The sequence below is a fragment of the Candidatus Poriferisodalis sp. genome (genome assembly GCF_965203655.1).
Lineage (GTDB): Bacteria > Actinomycetota > Acidimicrobiia > Acidimicrobiales > Poriferisodalaceae > Poriferisodalis.
On record NZ_CBDBDD010000008.1, the window covers coordinates 145,896 to 163,116 of the forward strand.

Here is a 17,221-nt window from a genome sequence, read left to right on the forward strand (position 1 = left end):
GACCCGAGCACCCATGCCAGCGGCACAGCGGGGCACTCAATCTCGGCGGATTGCGCTGCAGCAACCCCGGCATGTGCGCAAAAGATGCATCACCAGGTGCGCAATACATATATCGAAACATGCGCAATAAGGACATTCACACTTCAGCCGGGGCTAGTCTGCATCCATGGACAGGTACGTCGAGCGCATGGCAGACGTTCTGCTGGCGGACATTCTCGCTGCGGCGCCGGCGGTCATCATCACGGGCCCCAGGGCCTCGGGCAAGACCACAACTGCGCTGCGGCATGCGGCGAGCACCGTTCGGCTCGACAACCCGGTGGAGGCAGCTGCGTTCGAAGCCGACCCGGATGCTGCCTTAAGGGATCGTGAAGAGCCGCTGCTGCTCGACGAGTGGCAGGCCTGCCCGCCGGTCGTCGGGGCAGTGAAGCGTGCTGTGGACACGCAACGGCGTGCGGGCCGCTTCATTCTGACCGGCTCGGCGAGGTTCGACGACGATCCAGCCCTGTGGCCGGGCACCGGCCGTCTCATCCGAGTCTTGATGAATCCGATGACGGTTCGGGAGCAACTGGGGCGGCCCTTGCGACCGTTCTTCAGCGAGGTGCTGCCCGATGCCGACGCAGGCCCTCTGCCCGATCCGCCCGACCTGCGCGGTTATGTGGAGATTGCGCTCCGGGGCGGGTTCCCCGAGCCTGCGCTGGAACTGCACGGAACGGCTCAGCGAGAGTGGCTCGCCAGCTATGTCGGCCAACTGCTGATTCGCGACCGGGCAACAGTCAACAACGGCCCCGACGCGGGCCGACTGGGCGAGTTCTTTGAGGCGTATGCGCTCAGTTCGGCGGGACTGGCGCATGACACGACGCTGGCCGAAGCGGCCGGAATCGACAGCCGAACCGCACGGTCCTACGTCCGCCTGCTGTCTGAACTCGGGGTCGTCGCCGACGTGCCGGCGTGGGGCACGAACCGGCTGAAGCGGCTGGTACGCATGCCAAAGCGATTCGTGGCCGACACAGGCCTGTTCGGCTCGACCATCGGCGCCGATGTCGAGTACGTCCTCAGCAACGGCGACGTGCTCGGACAGCTGATCGAGACATTCGTGGTCAGCCAACTGCGGGCCGAAGCCCAGTTCGATCCGTTGCGGCCCCGTCTGTGCCACCTGCGCGACCGAGACGGCAGGCGCGAAGTAGATCTGGTGGCGGATCTCGGGGCGAGAGGAGTCGTCGGCGTCGAGATCAAAGCGCACAGTGCCCCGAAGCCATCGCACGCCAACCACCTTGCGTGGATGCGCGACTCGCTCGGCGACAGATTCGCCGGTGGCGCGTTGTTGCACACCGGCCTGGACCGGTTCACCCTCGGCGACCGCATCGAGGCCATTCCGATCTGCGCCCTCTGGAACTGACCGCTGCGTTGTCTCAGCTTGGCAAGACGCCTACTGGTTATGTGGCGAGGCACCTGCTGGTGAGCCGCAATGACCACAGAGGTTGTTGACCCGACGAATCAGCACCGCAGACGAGGGCGGTCACTGGTCCGCCACATCATCATGGGCGAAATCATGGCGAGCCCCGACGGCGACAGATCTATGCTGAACCTATGGAGATGTGGGACGTGTTCTGGGCGCTCGTTGTGGCCTTGTGGAACGCGATACTCGATGTCTGGTGGCTGTGGGTCGCCAACGCCGGCCTGCTGCTGCTGCATGTGTACCGGCGCCGATTTGCTCGATATCGCTGATGCTCGGCGTCGGCACGCGTGCTGTCAGGCAGCCCTGAATCGGTGACATGGCTGTCGAGCTGATAGGCCTCGCGGCACTCGTCGTGCAGCTGGGACTGGCGATCTTCAGCGGCCGTGCGCCGCACCGTCCGTACCCCCGCGATCGCCTTCCGTCGATCACGAGGAGTGTTCGAGAAGCACTCGGCGTTCGCCCACTGCTGCGCGCCAGCAGTGCAGTCATGCCGGACGCCGTTCGACAACACGGCCGCATCCCGCTGGAGATCAATGAGCGGGCATCTGCTTTGTCGAAGCTGTTGCACCCTCTGCAATCGTTCTTCTTGCGACCGAGCAGCCCGAAGCCAGTCTTTGCGCTTCGAGACTGGGGTGTATTCGGGCCCGCGCCGGATGCGACCGGATCAGGCGGGTTTGCGCTTGGCGGATTCGTGCTGTCCGTCGCTGTGGCACCGCAAGAGGACGGCGCTCATCTTGTGCGCTCGTTGCGATCTGGTGCTCTTCAATCGGCGCGCATCGTCGTTGTCTGCAACCCAGTCACGCTCACATCACCGTTCGTGAAGCACTGCTGCTATTGCATCGACGCAAGAGCGGCGCAGGTGGACCGGAAAGATGCCTGCACGGTGAGGTTGCCGTCGAGTGCCGACCAGCGGATCGGCGTCGAGCGGGTCGGCAAGTTCACCCGCGATGAGCTGCCGGCCGACGCGATGTGGCTCGTCCACATCCCAGATTCAGAAGGCGGCACTGACCCTCTCGTCGCTATGTCCAGAAGCGAGAGATCCCGCTTCCTCGATCCGCTTCGGCTGCGTGCGATGCGCTTTGCGGGCTACGGGATCGTGCTGCTCTCGGTCGTGGTGACGCTCGTGCTCGCGGGCCGGAGCACATCGGGCGGTGAGGTGTCACCAGGGTCTGCGAGCCTGACTTTGTGGAGTCTGTTCGTGCTGCTCGGTGTGCCGTACTGCTCGTGGAACCTCTGGCACTGGAGCGTGGAGCGGCACAAGCCACGCGGCTGGATTGCCCGCACAAGTCGCTGCCTGAAGGACGGCCAAGACTTGCTGAACGGGTACGCATGGGCCAGCATGCGCAGCGACCCGACCCTGAGTGCTGACCCGTCTCGTGAGGCGGTCACGCCGCACTGATGAGCGTGAGACTGGCCGCGAGCGAACGGCCTTCCGGCGCTCAGTTGGGCGCTGAGGGTTCACGGTGAATATCGGCTGCAGTCGAGACACCGACTCCTCGGCGGCATCCTGCGTCACGGCACCGCCACCGCCCTCCGCGTCCTGCGTTCCCATCAGGGTTTCCCTCCTTGCAAGGCCGAACTCGATCTGCCCTGCAAAGACGAGCCTCACCCTGGGTTCAGTGCTCGGGCACTGCTCCCAGCACCAGCAGCGCCCAAGCTGTCGCGGCTGCGGTGCCCAGCGCGAGATACGGCCCCAGCGGTCGGCTGCTTCGTGGGCCATGGCGGGCCATCACTGCCAAGGCTTCGGGCAGCGCCGCCACGAAGCTCAACGCAAGGCCCGCCAGCGCCACGTGCCATCCCCACCAACCGCAGACGAGGCCGTTGAGCACGCTGAAGCGGACATCGCCGAATCCCATCGACGCAGGATGGATGACGTGGATCACCAGCAGCGGCGCACTGCACGCCAGTGCTCCGCCGAGCGCGCCGAGCAGACCGCTCGGCGTGCCTCGCAGCGCCGACGCGATGCCGTAGAGCACCCACACTGCTGCCGCAGCCGGCCAGATCAGCCTGGTGGGCAGCAGTCGCGTGCGCCAGTCGATGACCGACAAGGCCGCCGCGGACGCGAACCAGACAACCGCGGCGGCGTACACCAATGCGGCGGCCCACGTCACGGCACGCGTCCGTTCCCGTCGGCATCGCCGTGGGCGGCGCCGACGCCGATGCGTTGCCGGCATCGGCCGGCAACGGCGTGCAGATCGAATTGAGGCCCCGGCATCGCGACTGGCTCTGGCATCGTGACTAGCTTTGTCGATCGTGACCAATGTCATCCGCGAAGCAGCCGACGGTCCGGCGGCGCAGCAGCGCCCCGTCGCGATGCCGATGGGCGGCGAGCGGCGCCGCTGGAGCTTGGTGATCCTCGGAGTCGTGCTGCTGGCAGGAACGGGCTTTGGCTTCTGGTACGTGCTCGACACCGTCGATGAGCGGCAGCTGTACGTCGTGGCAGCGCGCGATATCGCAATCTGGGAGCCGGTGAGCGCAGCAGACTTCGAGCTCGTCGAGGCCAATGTGGGCCAAGGATCGGCAAGCACGGCGAACGACATCCGCGGTGTCTACGGCCAGTGGGCCGCCGGTCCTATCCCCGAGGGCACCTTCGTCACCGTCGGCATGTTCCGCCCGCCGCCGCTGTCGGGAGGGTCCGAAGCCGACAGCATCGGCATCAGGGTCGCTCTGCCTGCAGGTGAGGTCACCTACGGCGAGTTGCAGCCCGGCGACACGGTGGCGCTGATCGGCCGCGAGCCGCAGACCGGCTTGGCGCCGACGGCCGGCGCCGGCACGGGCGAACTGGCATCGCCGCTCGCCCTGATCGGTGTCCTGCGGATCGATGTGGTGCAGGACGGCAGCCTCGTCTATGTCGTGGAGCCTGCCGTGGCGCTCCAGATTCAGAACATGGTCGAGCGGTACCTGGCCGCTTCGGATCGCCAGATCTGGCGTTTGGGCATCAACCTGACGGCCGACGACGTGGTGAGAACCCTCGATGGCTACAATGCCGCCTCTCGATGACAGTCGCTCACGCGATGCGGGGTTTCGCCCGCCTGAGATGCGTCCGCATGCGCCATGACTGTCGAGAACACGGCCGAGAACACGGCTATGATCGCGGCTGATCGCGGCTGATCGCGGCTGATCGCGGCTGATCGCGGCTGATCGCGGCTGATCGCGGCTGATCGCGGCTGATCGCGGCTGATCGCGGGCATTATTGGGGAGGTATGGCAATGCTGACTGTCTACGGCACGTCTGGGCTGCCGGGAACATCGACGCCTGCTGTCTACTTGGCCGCACACTGGGCATCTCAGGGAAAGCCGGTACTGCTGATCGAGGTCGGCAGTGCCGCCGGCTCGCTCTCGCAGACGCTGGGGATGCGCTTCACTCCCGGAACTGCCTCCTTCGTGGCATCCGGCAAGCCCGCCACTGCGGCAGAGTTGATCAACCATGCCCAGGACGTGCTCTTCAGCGATCTGCACGTCATGCCGGCGCCGGTGACCCCCTCGGGCGCCGCGGCAGTATCGGAGAGGTTCTGCCGCATGGGCGAGGAGCTGCGTGATGTCTCCGACAGCGGCGAGCTGGCAGTCGTGGTCGACGCTGGACGCGTGAGCGGCGGCGCGGGCGCCTCAGAACTGACGCTGAGCGCTGCCGGGGTGCTGGTGGTGACCCACGGCGACGAGAATCTCGCAAGCTTGGCGCATCTCTCGGACGCGGTGAGCGAAGATGCCGATGCCGCAGGACCCCGCGGCTTGGTGATGACGATCGGCGCCTCCCCGCACAGCAGTGAAGAGTGGAGCGCAGAGCACGGTCTGTGCTTCGCGGGGAGTCTCGATGTCTCCGCAGAGCACGGGGCAAACTTGTCGATATTCATGCCGCGCGGCAAGCGCAAGTCGCGGCGGCTGGTCCAGAACCTTGCAGACGTGGCCGAGCGCCTGTACGAGTATGCGCATCCGCCGAGCGCCGCCACACCGCGCCCTCGACTGCCCCTGCGTCGGCCCGGCGCTGAGACTGCGGGCGATGAGGCAGCGATGGCGCACCAGCCGCCGCCTGAAGCAGTCTCGCCGTCGGTGGGGCATCAGGTTGCGCAGCATCATGTGCCGCCGCAGCATTCGCCGCCGCCGGTGGGGCATCAGGTTGCGCAGCATCATGTGCCGCCGCAGCATTCGCCGCCGTCGGTGGGGCATCAGGCTGGTCAGCATCATCTGCCGCCGCAGCACGCGCCGCCGCCGTCGGTGGGGCATCAGGCTGCTCAGCATCATCTGCCGCCGCCGGGCCAGTCGAATGGCCCGCTCGGCCACGATCAGCCGTCGGCGCTGGCAACCGGCTCATTTCGCTCGTGGGCGGAGCGACTGTTCGGAGCAGCGGCCGGGCCCGATTCCGCGCACGCCACGCGATCTCCCTACGAGTCGGGCTGACGCGCCGTCGACGCTGCGACACCGCCGAACGGCCGGGTATAGCGTACGCTCGTGGCCCAAGCGGCATCCGACGTCAGCGTGGAGCGCAGCCCCGGCTTCCAGCTGTTCGCACAGTCGCGCGACGGACTGATACAGCACTATCTCGAGCTGCAGCGCCAGAGGCTGACCACCGAGGCGGTCGAAGCAGCCCTGGCGGCCCGGGCCGACGAGTTGCTCGACGAGCACGACACGGCTTCTGTCATGCGCGGCGAGTCGCCGCTCGACAGCGAGAACCGCCGCGAGTTCGGGGCGCACGTACGGGGGCTGATGGGCGGCGGCGCGTTGGTGCCGCTGCTCGAACGCTCAGATGTCGAGAACATTCACGTGCTCGGCCACGACTCGGTGATCCTGTCGCTGGCGGACGGCCGTCGCGTCGCTGCGCCCCCGCTGGCGGAGAGCGAGGACGAACTGGTCGCCATGATCCGTCACCTGGCCGCCACCGCCGGGCAGACCTCACGTCGATTCGACACAGCATCGCCCATCTTGGACCTGCGCCTGTCGTCGGGCCACCGCCTGTTCGCCGTGACCGCAGTCGCGGAGCGCACCTCCATGGTCATCCGCCGCCACCGGTTGCTGCAGGCATCGCTCGACCACCTGCTCAGCACGGGAACCATCACGCAGCAGATGGCGCCGCTGCTGCGCGCAGCAGTGCGGCCTCCCGATCCGGCCAACATCCTGGTGGTCGGAGGCACCGGCGCCGGCAAGACGACGCTGCTGCGCTCGATGCTCGCGGAGGTGCCTCAGGCGGAGTTCATCGTGACCGTCGAGGACACGCTCGAACTGCATCTGCGCTCATCGGGGCTGCACGAGCGCACCCTCGCATTGGAGACCCGCACAGCCAACACCGAAGGCACGGGCGAGGTTGCCATGTACGACCTGCTGCGGGCTGCGCTGCGCATGTCGCCCGACCGGGTGATCGTGGGCGAGGTGCGCGGCGGCGAGGTGATGCAGCTGTTGCAGTCGATGGGCATCGGCGTCGACGGCTCGCTCGGCACGATCCACGCAGGCAGCACCGAGGCGGCCATCAACAAGATCCTCATCTACGCGCAGCGCTCGCCCGATGCGCCGACGCCCGACTCGGTGCTGCGCGAGATCGCCGAAGTGCTGCACCTGCTGGTGTTCATCAAGAAGCTCCCCGACGGCCGTCGAGCGGTGACGTCCATCCGTGAGGTCGTGGGGTATGCGGACGGCGAGGTGCTCACCAGCGAGGTCTTCGCGCCGGGGCCTGACGGCGTCGCGGTCTACGCCCGCCCCTTCCGGCCCGATGGCGAGGCGCTCAGCCGTCTGCGGGCAGCGGGTTTCGACCCGTCCGTGCTCGGGTCGCCGGCGGCAACCGCCCCGCCCGTCCCGACCCCCCCCCCCCCGCCGCTCGGCTCGCTCGCCTCGCGCCCGGCGCAGGGCTCGCACCCGCTCGCACCTGCCCGGTACCCGCAGCCTCCCGCCGGGCCGCCGCCGAGCCCTCCTGCCGGGCCGCCGCTGCACCGGCCGCAGGGTCGCAGCCTCGCTCGCCGCCTGCCGGCCCGCTCGGCGCTCGAGTCGGGCTCCTGACCGGTGCTCAGCCTCGCAGCAGTCCTGCTGGGCATGGTGGCCGCGTTCGGCGCCATCGCGTTGCTGATCGGAGTGCGCAAGCGCCAGCCCCAGGCATCGAGGCAGCGCTTGCGCGACTTCAGGTCCAGGCGGCTCGACTTGCGATCCGCCAACGTCGACATGACGCATCTCACCGGCGCGGCGCTCGCAGCCGTGCTGGCGCTGGGCACGTGGTATGCGACGGGCTGGCCCGTCTCGATACTGCTCGGAGCGGCCGCAGGATGGGTGGCGCCCAAGATGTTCGCCACGCCGCGCCGCCGCCGCGCCGTCGCCGACGAGATCGAGGCATATTCCCAGTGGACTGAGCACCTGCGCGACCTCGTCGGCGCCAGCGGTTCGATCTATGAGGCTGTCACGCTGTCGGCGCCGACCGCGCCGTCGGCGCTTCGCCCGCAGGTTGCGCGCATGGCGTCGATGGCCGCGGCGGTCGGCCTCGCGCCGGCGCTCAACTGGTTCGCTGCGGAGATGAAGTCGCCCTACGCCGACCGCCTGGTGCTGGGCATCAATATCGCGTGGGATTCCGGGGCGCGTGTGACCGAGGCATTCGACAGCGTCGCACGTGCCATGCGCAACGAGGTGGAGATGCGGCGCCGCAATGAGGTGGCCAACGCTCGCACCTGGACCCAGGTGGTCTCGATCGTCGGCATCACGGTGGTCTCGGTAGTGCTGATGTTCACGTTCAATGCGGGCTTCTTCGACCCGTTCGAGACACCGGTCGGCCAAGCCATCCTGCTGCTCGTCGGCGCCATGATCTTCGGCAACATCTTCTGGGTGCTGAAGCTGTCCGAGTCCGGCGTGCCGGTGCGGCTGCTCGACCAGCGAGAGCTCGAGGCCTCGATCCCCCCAGACAGCGCCGGCGCCGAAGCGCAGCGGCCATGACGGTCCAGGCGATAGTGCTGGCTGCGGGGGCCGTCGCGGGCGTGCTGTGCATCGGCGTCGGGCTGCGGCGCCGGGCGCGCGCACGCGACGGCGCTGATGCGCGGGGGCTGCACGCAGCGGTGCTGCGGGCACGCGCGCTGGTCGAGCGGGACCTGGGCCGCCAGCTGCGGCTGCGCCAGGATGCGGCTGTGCTCGGGCGCAGGCTCGAGAGCCACGCGTTGGCGAAGCTCGGCGGCCTGATCGTCGGTGCAGTGTTCATGGTGATCGTCGTGGCGGTGATGTCGGTGGCGTTCGGCGTGTCGATCCCGCTGCTGCTCGCGGCCGGGGTTGCCGGGTGCGGCGCGCTGGCGGGCTGGTGGCTGCCGGATTCGATCCTCAAGACCGATGCCGCCAAGGAGCGGGAGCGCTTCAAGCAGTCCGCGGAGGCATGGCTCGAACTGGTGGCGCAGCTGACCACTGCGGGCGCCGACGTCCACGCGGCGCTGCACACGGCAGCGGGCTATTCCAGGCAGCCGGCGTTCCAGGCGCTGCGCGACGCCCTCGTCGAGGCGTCGGCATCGGGCGAGCCGGCATGGGCAGGCCTGCGCCGGCTGAGCGACTCGCAGCGCCTCGGCTTCCTCGAGCCGTTCATCGCCTCCTTGCAGCTCACCGGCGCCACCGGCGCGGGGGCGCGCGACGCGATATTGAGCCAAGTCGAAGCGGTCCGCTCGAAGACGCTTGCCGAGGCCGATGCCGCGGCGGCGTCGGCCAGCGAGAAGATGGGCGCACCGCTCGCGTTCATCGGGGGCGCATTCATGATGCTGATGGGCTACCCGCCGCTCGCCGGCATCCTCGACTCCGGTGCCGTCGCGGGCGGCGGCCTGTAGCGGCGCCGTCGGTCGGCATTCCCCGGTGCGAGAGCAATCTCGCGACGCAAGCTATGATTTCCCCAGTTTCTTCTCAGTCGAGCGGAGCTGACCGCATACTTTCGATTCAAGCGAGAGGTCACATTCGATGATGATGTCACTATTGATTGCAGCAGGCGTGCCCGCAGCGGTGGGCGCAGCGTGGTGGATGTCGAGGCGGAGCCCGATGGCGGCCGTCGCCGACAGCCGCGGCATCGCGTTGCAGACGGTCATCGTGATCGTGGTGATGCTCGTCATCGCCGGAGGCGTCGCCGCGGTGCTGTTCACCCGGGGCTCCGAAGCCATCGGCGACCTCGAAGACCAAGCCGTCGGCGGGGTCAATGCAGGCAACTGCACCCTCACGCAACTGAAGGACGATCTCGGCAAGTCACAAGCCGGCACACTCGACCCAGCCCCGCCCGCAAGGGCGACGCACTGCCGATTCACGGCTTCCGCGGTGAACATATCCATAGACAGCACGTCGTGCGTGCTGGTCGGGGGCACGGTGACGACCACAGCCAGCGCCACTGCCAAGGGCGTCTGCTCAGTAGAGTTCTGACCGGCGGGCCGCGAGGCTCATGCGCGATTGCCGCAGCGGCGTTCGCAGGCGGGAAGATCAGCGCGGCGAGATCTTTCCGGTAGCGGTGCTGTTCGGCGCGGTGGTCACGACCATCCTGATCGGGCTGCACATAGCACTCCTGTCGATGGGGCGCACCGCGGTGCAGTCAGCGGCCGACATCGCCGTCACGGTCGCGCAGGCAGCGCCCCCCGGGCCGTCGTCGTGCGGCACCGTCGGCAGCATCAGCGACGGTCGGCTCGAGCTGGAGAAGACCCGCATCGACAACGAGCGCGAGTGCCAAGGCGTCGTTGCGGCGTGGCAGGCCATGAACGCCTCCGGCTCGATGGTGATCCAGTCGCGGCCGCCCCAGGTCAGCGTCGATGACGGCGTCGTCAGCGTGACCACGTTCGGCGTGGTGCGCTCGCCCGTGCTCGGCGTCATCTGGGTCTCCGGCTCCGCCTGCGAACTGCTCGTCTCCGACCAGGCAGCGGGCGCGGACCCATCGGGCGCGGACCCGTCGAGCCCGTCGGCCTGCTGAGCGGCGTGGTGCTGAGGGCGCTGCGTGCCGCGGTGCGGCGTGGCGGCGAGGCGGGGTCGGGCACCGCCATCGGCGTCGCGGTCATCTTCCCCATGCTCATGCTGGTGATCATGGCGATCAACGCCATGACGTCGGCAGCACGCTCCGAGCAGGCGCTCCAGGCCGCCGCGGACCGTGCCGCGCAGGCAGCGACCGTGTGCTGCGCGCATGTTGCCGAGGCGGGCGCGGCGGCCCGCCTGAGCCTCGCGCGGTTCCAGCTGACGCTGCTGGAGCGCAACGTCGAGTGCTTCAACGACGTGAGCAGCGACGCGACCGTCTGGGTAGAGGACGTCGACGGCCTCGTGTGGTGGCTTCCCAGCGACGGCACGGTGGTTCACGAGCGTGACGGCCCTGTCGGCCCCGTGCCCGTGCCGGTCGGCGGCAGTGCTTGGGTGCGGGTGCACTGCGACCTGGCGCCTCGCGGCCTCGGCAGCGAGCGCGCATCGCTGCTCACGCTGGGCAGCGAGCGCATCGCGGTCGGCAGGGCCGTCATCGACCCGTACCGCAGCAGATCCGTGGCCGCGCCATGAGCGCGGCCGACGAGCGTGGCGACTATGCCATCTTCATCGCCGTCATCGCGGTGGCCCTGCTGCTGCTGGGGGGCATCGCCTATGACGCACCCCGGCTCATCACCGCACGCCAGCATGCCGCGCACACTGCTTCCCAAGCAGCGTTCGTCGCCGCAGCGACCGTGGCTGCGGGCGGCACGATCGAGCAGGTGCGCGACGCTGTGCAGGATCATGTGGCCTCCACGCCGACGCCGTATCGCGAGCGGCTGATCGTCGGCCCCATGGCGTGCGTCGGGACGCAGGTCGAGGTCACGGTGCTCACGACGTACCAGAACCGGTCGGTGCTCGGGATCTTCCGTGGGGCCCAGCCGATCGCCGCCACAGCCAGGGCCGAGGCTGAGCTGATCGGGCCCAGCGGGCAGGCCGTCAGCACGGCTGCCGTGTTCGAGTGCCCGCTCGCGGTCCCCTGAGCCCTCGGCGAGTCGGGCGAGTCGACAGCGCAGAACGCGACGCCGTCCTGCTGACCCCGGGCGTCGGCAGGATGGCGGTGCGTCGGGCGTACTACCGTGGGGAACGATGGGGAAGATGACGTGGCGGCGGCGCAAGTCGGCCAAGCGGACCGAGGCGGGCGACCGCCCTTCGTCGAGTCGTGCCGAGCGTCGTGGGGCCGAGGCGGGCGACAGCCCTTCGTCGAGTCGTGCCGAGCGTCGTGCCGCGAAGAAGCGTCGCAAGGCGCCGCCCGCGGGACCGTTGTCGGCGCCGGTGCCGCGCGCCCCCGACGGCGCGGATGCAGACGAGCCGTGGTACCGCCACGGCGGCCCGCTGTTCGAGGAGTCGTTCAGCGACGCACCGACGACCGCCGCCGGGCCTCAGCGATCGCTGGCCGATGTCGGCGCGGCGGCGTTCCTGCCTCCGCCCGCCGCGGCTTCCGCAGGCGTGGTGCCGCCCCAGACGCCGATCATCCAGCCCGCCGCGACGGTGACCGAGATGACACCGGTCTCTGAGGACATGCTCGCAGCATTCGGCGCAGGATTGACGCCGGGCGGGCGTGTCGACGACGACGGCGCAGACGCAGATGCCGACCGTGGCGCCGCAGCGCCCGAGGGGGCCGCCGACGAGGGTGCCGGCGGTGCGGGGCCGGCGGTCGAGGGCGCCGACGCTGTCTGGTCTGCGGCCGAGGGTGCCGACAGCGCGGCAGCGGGCATCGAGCAGGCCGATGCCGAGGAAGACCACGACACGGCCGACGAGACCGCGGGTCGGGCCGAACAAGCGCAGCACGACGCGCCGCCGCCGATCCCCGTGGTCGAGGGTGCCGATGCTGTCGGGTCTGCGGCTGAGGGCGTCGGCAGTGCGGCAGCTGGCATCGAGCGGGCTGATGCCGAGGTCGACCACGACGCGGCCGACGAGACCGCGGGTCTGGGCGCACAAGCGCAGCACGGCACGGCCGACGAGACCGCGGGTCTGGGCGCACAAGCGCAGCAGGACGCGCCGCCGCCGATCCCCGTGGTTGAGGGCGCCGATGCTGTCGGGTCTGCGGCCGAGGGTGCCGGCAGTGCGGCAGCGGGCATCGAGCGGGCCGATGCCGAGGTCGACCACGACGCGGCCGACGAGACGGCGGGTCTGGGCGAACAGGCGCAGCAGGACGCGCCGACGATGATCCCCGTGCGCGGGTACTACGTCACCCGCGCCCAGGACACGCTGCGCAGCGTCGCAGCCCAATTCCTCAATGCCCCCGAGCGCTGGGCAGACCTGCGCACGATCAATGCCGCTCACGGCGCCGTCGCCGACGCGCGGGCAGACGATCTGCTCCCCGCAGGGACAGCGCTCGCCTTGCCGGGCGAGCCGATGCCGTGGGGCCTGCCAGACCCGGTGCATCTGTGGGCGCTCGCAGAGAGCCTGCTCTTCACGGCGTGGGGCCGCGAGCCGGCGCCCGAGGAGGTGGCGCCGTTCTGGCACCGCCTGACGCGCGGCGCGTTGCCCGAAGGCGAGCGCCCTGCGGCGGGAACGGAACTCCCGGGTGCCGGAGCGGTCGGCGGCGCGATTCCTGCGCTCGACCCGGGCAGGTCGCTGATACAGCCCGATGCCTTCGAGATGCCCGCCGTGGACGACGAGGCGCCCGCAGCCGACGACCCCCGATCCGAGCATCGGGCACCCGCCGACGCATCCCCGACGACGGAGCCGCCCGCCGACCCATCCCCGACGACCGAGCCTCCCGCCGACGCATCCCCGACGATGGAGCCTCCCGCCGACGCAGGCTGGGCCGCTGCGGTATCGCCCTCGGCCGAGCCTGCCGCTCCCGAACAGCATCTCGCCGACTCGTCGGCTGTGCCTGGGCCTGCGGTTTCGTATGACCCGTCGGCTGTGCCTCCGCCTCCGGCTGTGCCTGGGCCTGCGGTTTCGTTTGACCCGTCGGCTGTGCCTCCGCCTCCGGCTGTGCCTCCGCCTCCGGCTGTGCCTCCGCCTGGGCCTGGGGTTTCGTTTGACCCGGCGGCTGTGTCTCCGCCTCCGCCTCCGCCTGTGCCTGGGCCTGCGGTGTCGTTCGACCCGGCGCCGTACGCAGGGTTCGCCGAAGCCGACAGCATCGACGCACCCCTGCGGGCGCCCGAAACGGAGGCGCCTCGCGCCCCCGACTACTTGCCGTCGCTCACCGCGTCGCAGCCGCAGGGTCGGGCGGCGGTGGTGCCGGGCACGCCCCTCGGCCGCAGTCTCGCGGGAACGGCGATCGGCGATGCCATGATGCTGTGGCAGCTCGCCCGGCGCCGCAGGCAGAGCCAGCGCCCCAGCGCGGCGCCCAGTGCAGTCGAGCACCTGCTCCGCCAGACCGCCGCCAGCGAATCGCTGGAGCTCATCGATGCAGCGATGCGACATCTGTGGGCCGTCACGGTCGGCCAGCAGGCTCACAAGCCGATCGTGCTGGCTGTCAGATGCGGCACGTACGGCTTGGAGGTGCTGCTCGGCGAACCGCTGCCGGCGCCACCCGGGTGGCGCTCAGCGGCAGGTGCGCATGTGCTCGAACTGCCCCTGGGAGTCACCGCCCGCGATCTCGGCGCCGTCGGGCACGTGCCCTCCCTGTGCCCTGCGCTGGTCCCAGTCGGCACGACGTACGAAGGCCCGTTGCTGCTCAACCTCGAGCAGTTGGGCTGTCTTGCCATCTCGGGCCCGCCCGACGCGTCGATCAGCTTGCTCCGTTCGATCGTGAGCACGCTCGGCGCTTCGCTGATGGCCGCCGAAGTGCGCATCACCGCAGTCGGCCTTGACAGTGCGTCGGGCATGATCGGCTGGGAGGCGGTGCGCCTCGAGGGCCACGACACGCCTGGGATGGAGCATCTTCTGGCAAGCGCCATGACGGCTGACCCCGCCGGCGCCATCGATGTGCTGGCGGTCGGCCCCGGCCACGACCTGCTCATTCAACGCGCCAGCCAAGTTGCGGCAGTGCCGGGCTCATGCCTGTCGATCGTCGGCGCCACCGCAGCAGCGAACGCTCACTTCCCGTGGCGCATCGACGTCGACGAGACGGGCATGGCCACCGTGCATCCCATCTCGATCAGGATGACCGCCGCGAGCGGCGCGACGACAGAAACGCTGGCACAACTCGGCGAGGCGGCCACGGGCGCCGCCGGCCCCGTCGGATTGCGATGACCGAGCCGCCGTCGGCCGGCTGGCACACCGTGCACAGGCGGCTCGGGCGGCTCGTTGCGATCCTCACAGCGCTGTGCGTGGCCTGCGCCTCCTGCGGCGACGGCGCGGTCGACGCCCCTGAGGCGCCGCTCGACGGCCGCGGCGGCGCTGCATCAGGCGGCCCGGACGATCCCGCGCTCGCGCGGAGCGTCGCGGGGATCGATGCGGCCGGCGGCGACGCCGCCGCGTTGGAGGCTGCCGTCTGCGATCTCAACAGGGCCCTGCGCATCGCCTATGTCGGCCCCGACCTCGGCGATCTGGAAGCTGTCGGCCTCGGGTCGCTGGTCATCGAGGGGCCTGTCGGCGTCATCGAGGCCTACCTCACCGAGGTGAACGCGCACGGCGGCATCCGGGGCCGCTGCGTGCAGTTCAGCATTCACCGCTGGAGCTGGTCTGCGCCGGGCGCATCGTTCGGGCGCGTCTGTGCAGACGTGCCCGTCGGCGACCCCATCATCGTGCTCGGTCTGTTCGGGGACGTACGCGGCGTGCAATGTCTGGCCGTCGACGCACAGATCCCGATGCTGGGCGTCGCCGCGTCGGTGCCGGCCACCGTGCAGCGGCGCTCGCGAGGTCGCCTGTTCCTCGATGACGGTACTGCGGGCTACCTGCTGGCAAGCTCAATCGCCATAGCACAGGGGGCAGAGCTGTTCACCGAGAACAGCCAGATCGGGCTGCTGTACGGGCCGCCCGTGGGCGCCTCGCCCGACCGCAGCGACTACAACATCGGCGCCGACTTCGACGAGATCGTAGAGCTCACCGGCAGCGCCAATCTCATCCCTGGTGTCATCACCCATGTGCCAGCAGGATTCGGCCTGCTCTCGCTGGTGGGCGCAGAAGACCGTGTCGGTCTGCTCCGCCAAGACCTGACGCCCGCGGAGCAGGCGGCCGCGCAGTCGGCGATGCAAGCGGTCCCCGAGTCGGAGGCGGCCCTGCTGGCAGACATCGAAGACTTCTACTTGGCGGAAGCCGCGAAACAACGCGATGCCGGTGTGGCCACCGTGTTCGCGACTGCGCCCTGGTTCGAGCTGCGCCGGATGATGCGCGCTGCCGAGCTCGTCGGCTGGCATCCCCGATGGATCGCCAACGACATCCAGGGTGCGACGCTGACGCTGACCGGTGCACCCGAGGCCCAGGCGGCGAACTTCTACATGGTCAGCGCGAAGCGAGCAGCCGGCGACGTCGTGGCCGATCTGGACCGCGGCTGCGTGCGGCTGCGCAACTCGCTGCCGGGGGCTTCGACGTTCTCGCATCGCCCGCACAGCGATGCGTGGAGCCTGCTCGTGGAGACCTGCGATGCACTCGACGTCGTCGTGGCCGCGCTGTCGCGCATCGACGGCCCGTTCTCGCGCGAGGCACTCATCGACCAGCTTGTCGCCACCGACTACGACGCCGGATACGGTGGGCGCATTCGCTTTGGTCCCGGTGATTTCTCCGCGGCTGACCGATTCCGTGTGCTGCGTGCCGACCCGCACTGCCTGCTCGACGAGTGGGGATGCATGCGGGCAGTGACCGACTGGGCCATGCCCTCCAACGCACCAGCGCAGGGGAGCGCGTGATGCGGCGACGCACCGATGCCTCGATCGCTCGCCGCGCGGCAGCGGCCCTGCTGGCAGTCGCAGCCGTGGCCGGTGTCGCATGCGGGCGGAACGCTGTCGAGCCGACCAGCACCCAAGCGGTGGCCGGCGCAGCCGAAGGGGCCCACACCGAGCACGGCCACGAGCACGAGCGCACCGTCCGCTTCGCGCTGCCGGCGGAGCCGCTGTGGCAGTGGATGAACGACTCCGGGGCGGTCGCCGACTGGGAGGACCGTCACAACCTGCGCCTAGAGACCGTCCACCCCTATGAGCCGTTCACCGCGCTCATCAGCGGGCATGCGGATGTCGTCGTCGTCGACGCCTTGGATGTGCCCGCCCTCTCGCTGGGGCTGTCGTACAACCCTGTCGTGATCGGCATGTACTCGCACGACCGTTCCATCGCTGCCACCAAGCGCACGTCGCAGGCAGCCGACATGGCGGGCGTCGTCGAGGGCCGGGTCGTGCTCGAGAGCGAGATGGGCTCGATGCTGATGTGGTCGCTGATCGTCGATGAGGCCCACGCCTTGGATCTGAGCGGCGACAGCAGAGACTTCGACCTCGTGGTCGCCAGCTTCGGCCTCGCTGCGCTCGTCGAGAACGGCAACGCCGACGTGTGCATCTGCCTGCCCGAGATGAGCGTGCCCGAGATGAGCAGCGGCATGCTGCGACCGCTCTATGACGGTCGATCCGCTGCGCAGGTGTATGCCGACCTGCACGGTCCCCGCCATGTGCCGCCGGGCAAGGTGTTCCTCACCACACAGGACTGGTTCGATGCGCATCTCCACGAGGTGCTTGACTTTCTCGACATATGGGAGCGAGCAGTGCAGCACTGGCACAGCCACTCGGCTGAGCTCATCGCTCAGTACCCCCACCTGCTGTCAGTGAGAACCGATGCAGAGATAGCGTGGCTGACCGACTATGTCCGGCGCAACGACTGGATCGCGCCGTCGGTCTATTTGAGCGAGGCAGATGAGGCCGCCTATCTTGAGGCGGTGGCTGGCCTGCAGGCGCGGGGCCTGCTCCCGGCCGACGCTGCGATGCCGGTGATGGTCACTGCGCAGGACCTGAAGCTGGAAGACCACTGA

At 69.5% G+C, this 17,221-nt stretch carries 16 protein-coding genes; 15 read left to right on the plus strand and 1 reads right to left on the minus strand.

The annotated features are described in order from the left end of the window. Positions 1–166 precede the first annotated feature (166 nt). The 3 genes from ACOGW9_RS09305 (at position 167) to ACOGW9_RS09315 (ending at position 2,855) form a co-directional block, all read left to right on the plus strand. Entirely contained in the window at positions 167–1,396 is a 1,230-nt protein-coding gene (locus ACOGW9_RS09305) for an ATP-binding protein (RefSeq protein WP_419910541.1), read from the plus strand. A gap of 191 nt (positions 1,397–1,587) precedes the next feature. Then, positions 1,588–1,725 carry a hypothetical protein gene (locus tag ACOGW9_RS09310; RefSeq protein WP_419910544.1) on the plus strand — a complete coding sequence of 46 codons (138 nt, stop codon included), beginning with the start codon at positions 1,588–1,590 and terminating at the stop codon, positions 1,723–1,725. 614 nt (positions 1,726–2,339) lie between these two features. Beyond that, positions 2,340–2,855 carry a hypothetical protein gene (locus tag ACOGW9_RS09315; RefSeq protein WP_419910546.1) on the plus strand — a complete coding sequence of 172 codons (516 nt, stop codon included), beginning with the start codon at positions 2,340–2,342 and terminating at the stop codon, positions 2,853–2,855. Between the two features lie 217 nt (positions 2,856–3,072). On the opposite strand, the gene ACOGW9_RS09320 is transcribed toward ACOGW9_RS09315, so the two are convergent. Then, positions 3,073–3,567, minus strand: coding sequence for a prepilin peptidase (locus ACOGW9_RS09320; protein WP_419910548.1), 495 nt, complete (start codon positions 3,565–3,567; stop codon positions 3,073–3,075). Between the two features lie 142 nt (positions 3,568–3,709). On the opposite strand from ACOGW9_RS09320, the gene ACOGW9_RS09325 reads away from it, so the two are divergent. From ACOGW9_RS09325 to ACOGW9_RS09380, 12 genes are all read left to right on the plus strand, one after another. Further along, entirely contained in the window at positions 3,710–4,456 is a 747-nt protein-coding gene (locus ACOGW9_RS09325; protein ID WP_419910550.1) for an SAF domain-containing protein, read from the plus strand. 209 nt (positions 4,457–4,665) lie between these two features. Further along, on the plus strand, positions 4,666–5,850 hold the full coding sequence (locus ACOGW9_RS09330) for a hypothetical protein (RefSeq protein ID WP_419910552.1): 1,185 nt from the start codon (positions 4,666–4,668) through the stop codon (positions 5,848–5,850). 51 nt (positions 5,851–5,901) lie between these two features. Continuing rightward, positions 5,902–7,437, plus strand: a complete 1,536-nt coding sequence (locus ACOGW9_RS09335) for a CpaF family protein (RefSeq protein ID WP_419910553.1) — start codon at positions 5,902–5,904, stop codon at positions 7,435–7,437. A 3-nt stretch (positions 7,438–7,440) separates the two neighbouring features. Beyond that, the gene (locus tag ACOGW9_RS09340) at positions 7,441–8,355 is read left to right on the plus strand and encodes a type II secretion system F family protein (protein ID WP_419910555.1); all 915 of its coding nucleotides are present in this window, start codon (positions 7,441–7,443) and stop codon (positions 8,353–8,355) included. After that, positions 8,352–9,221: a type II secretion system F family protein gene (locus ACOGW9_RS09345; protein ID WP_419910557.1), complete on the plus strand. Its 870-nt coding sequence runs from the start codon at positions 8,352–8,354 to the stop codon at positions 9,219–9,221. The genes ACOGW9_RS09340 and ACOGW9_RS09345 overlap by 4 nt, the downstream gene beginning before the upstream one ends. Before the next feature lie 133 nt (positions 9,222–9,354). Then, positions 9,355–9,798 carry a hypothetical protein gene (locus ACOGW9_RS09350; protein ID WP_419910559.1) on the plus strand — a complete coding sequence of 148 codons (444 nt, stop codon included), beginning with the start codon at positions 9,355–9,357 and terminating at the stop codon, positions 9,796–9,798. A 19-nt stretch (positions 9,799–9,817) separates the two neighbouring features. Then, the gene (locus ACOGW9_RS09355) at positions 9,818–10,336 is read left to right on the plus strand and encodes a hypothetical protein (RefSeq protein WP_419910561.1); all 519 of its coding nucleotides are present in this window, start codon (positions 9,818–9,820) and stop codon (positions 10,334–10,336) included. A gap of 5 nt (positions 10,337–10,341) precedes the next feature. Further along, entirely contained in the window at positions 10,342–10,905 is a 564-nt protein-coding gene (locus ACOGW9_RS09360) for a hypothetical protein (protein ID WP_419910563.1), read from the plus strand. Continuing rightward, a complete protein-coding gene (locus tag ACOGW9_RS09365; RefSeq protein WP_419910565.1) occupies positions 10,902–11,354 on the plus strand; it encodes a hypothetical protein in 453 nt (150 codons plus the stop codon). The genes ACOGW9_RS09360 and ACOGW9_RS09365 overlap by 4 nt, the downstream gene beginning before the upstream one ends. A gap of 106 nt (positions 11,355–11,460) precedes the next feature. Continuing rightward, positions 11,461–14,523, plus strand: coding sequence for a hypothetical protein (locus tag ACOGW9_RS09370; protein ID WP_419910567.1), 3,063 nt, complete (start codon positions 11,461–11,463; stop codon positions 14,521–14,523). Further along, positions 14,520–16,118 (plus strand): hypothetical protein, encoded by a 1,599-nt coding sequence (locus tag ACOGW9_RS09375; RefSeq protein ID WP_419910569.1) that lies wholly within the window; start codon positions 14,520–14,522, stop codon positions 16,116–16,118. Before ACOGW9_RS09370 ends, ACOGW9_RS09375 begins: the two co-directional genes overlap by 4 nt. Next, positions 16,118–17,221, plus strand: coding sequence for a hypothetical protein (locus ACOGW9_RS09380; RefSeq protein WP_419910571.1), 1,104 nt, complete (start codon positions 16,118–16,120; stop codon positions 17,219–17,221). Before ACOGW9_RS09375 ends, ACOGW9_RS09380 begins: the two co-directional genes overlap by 1 nt.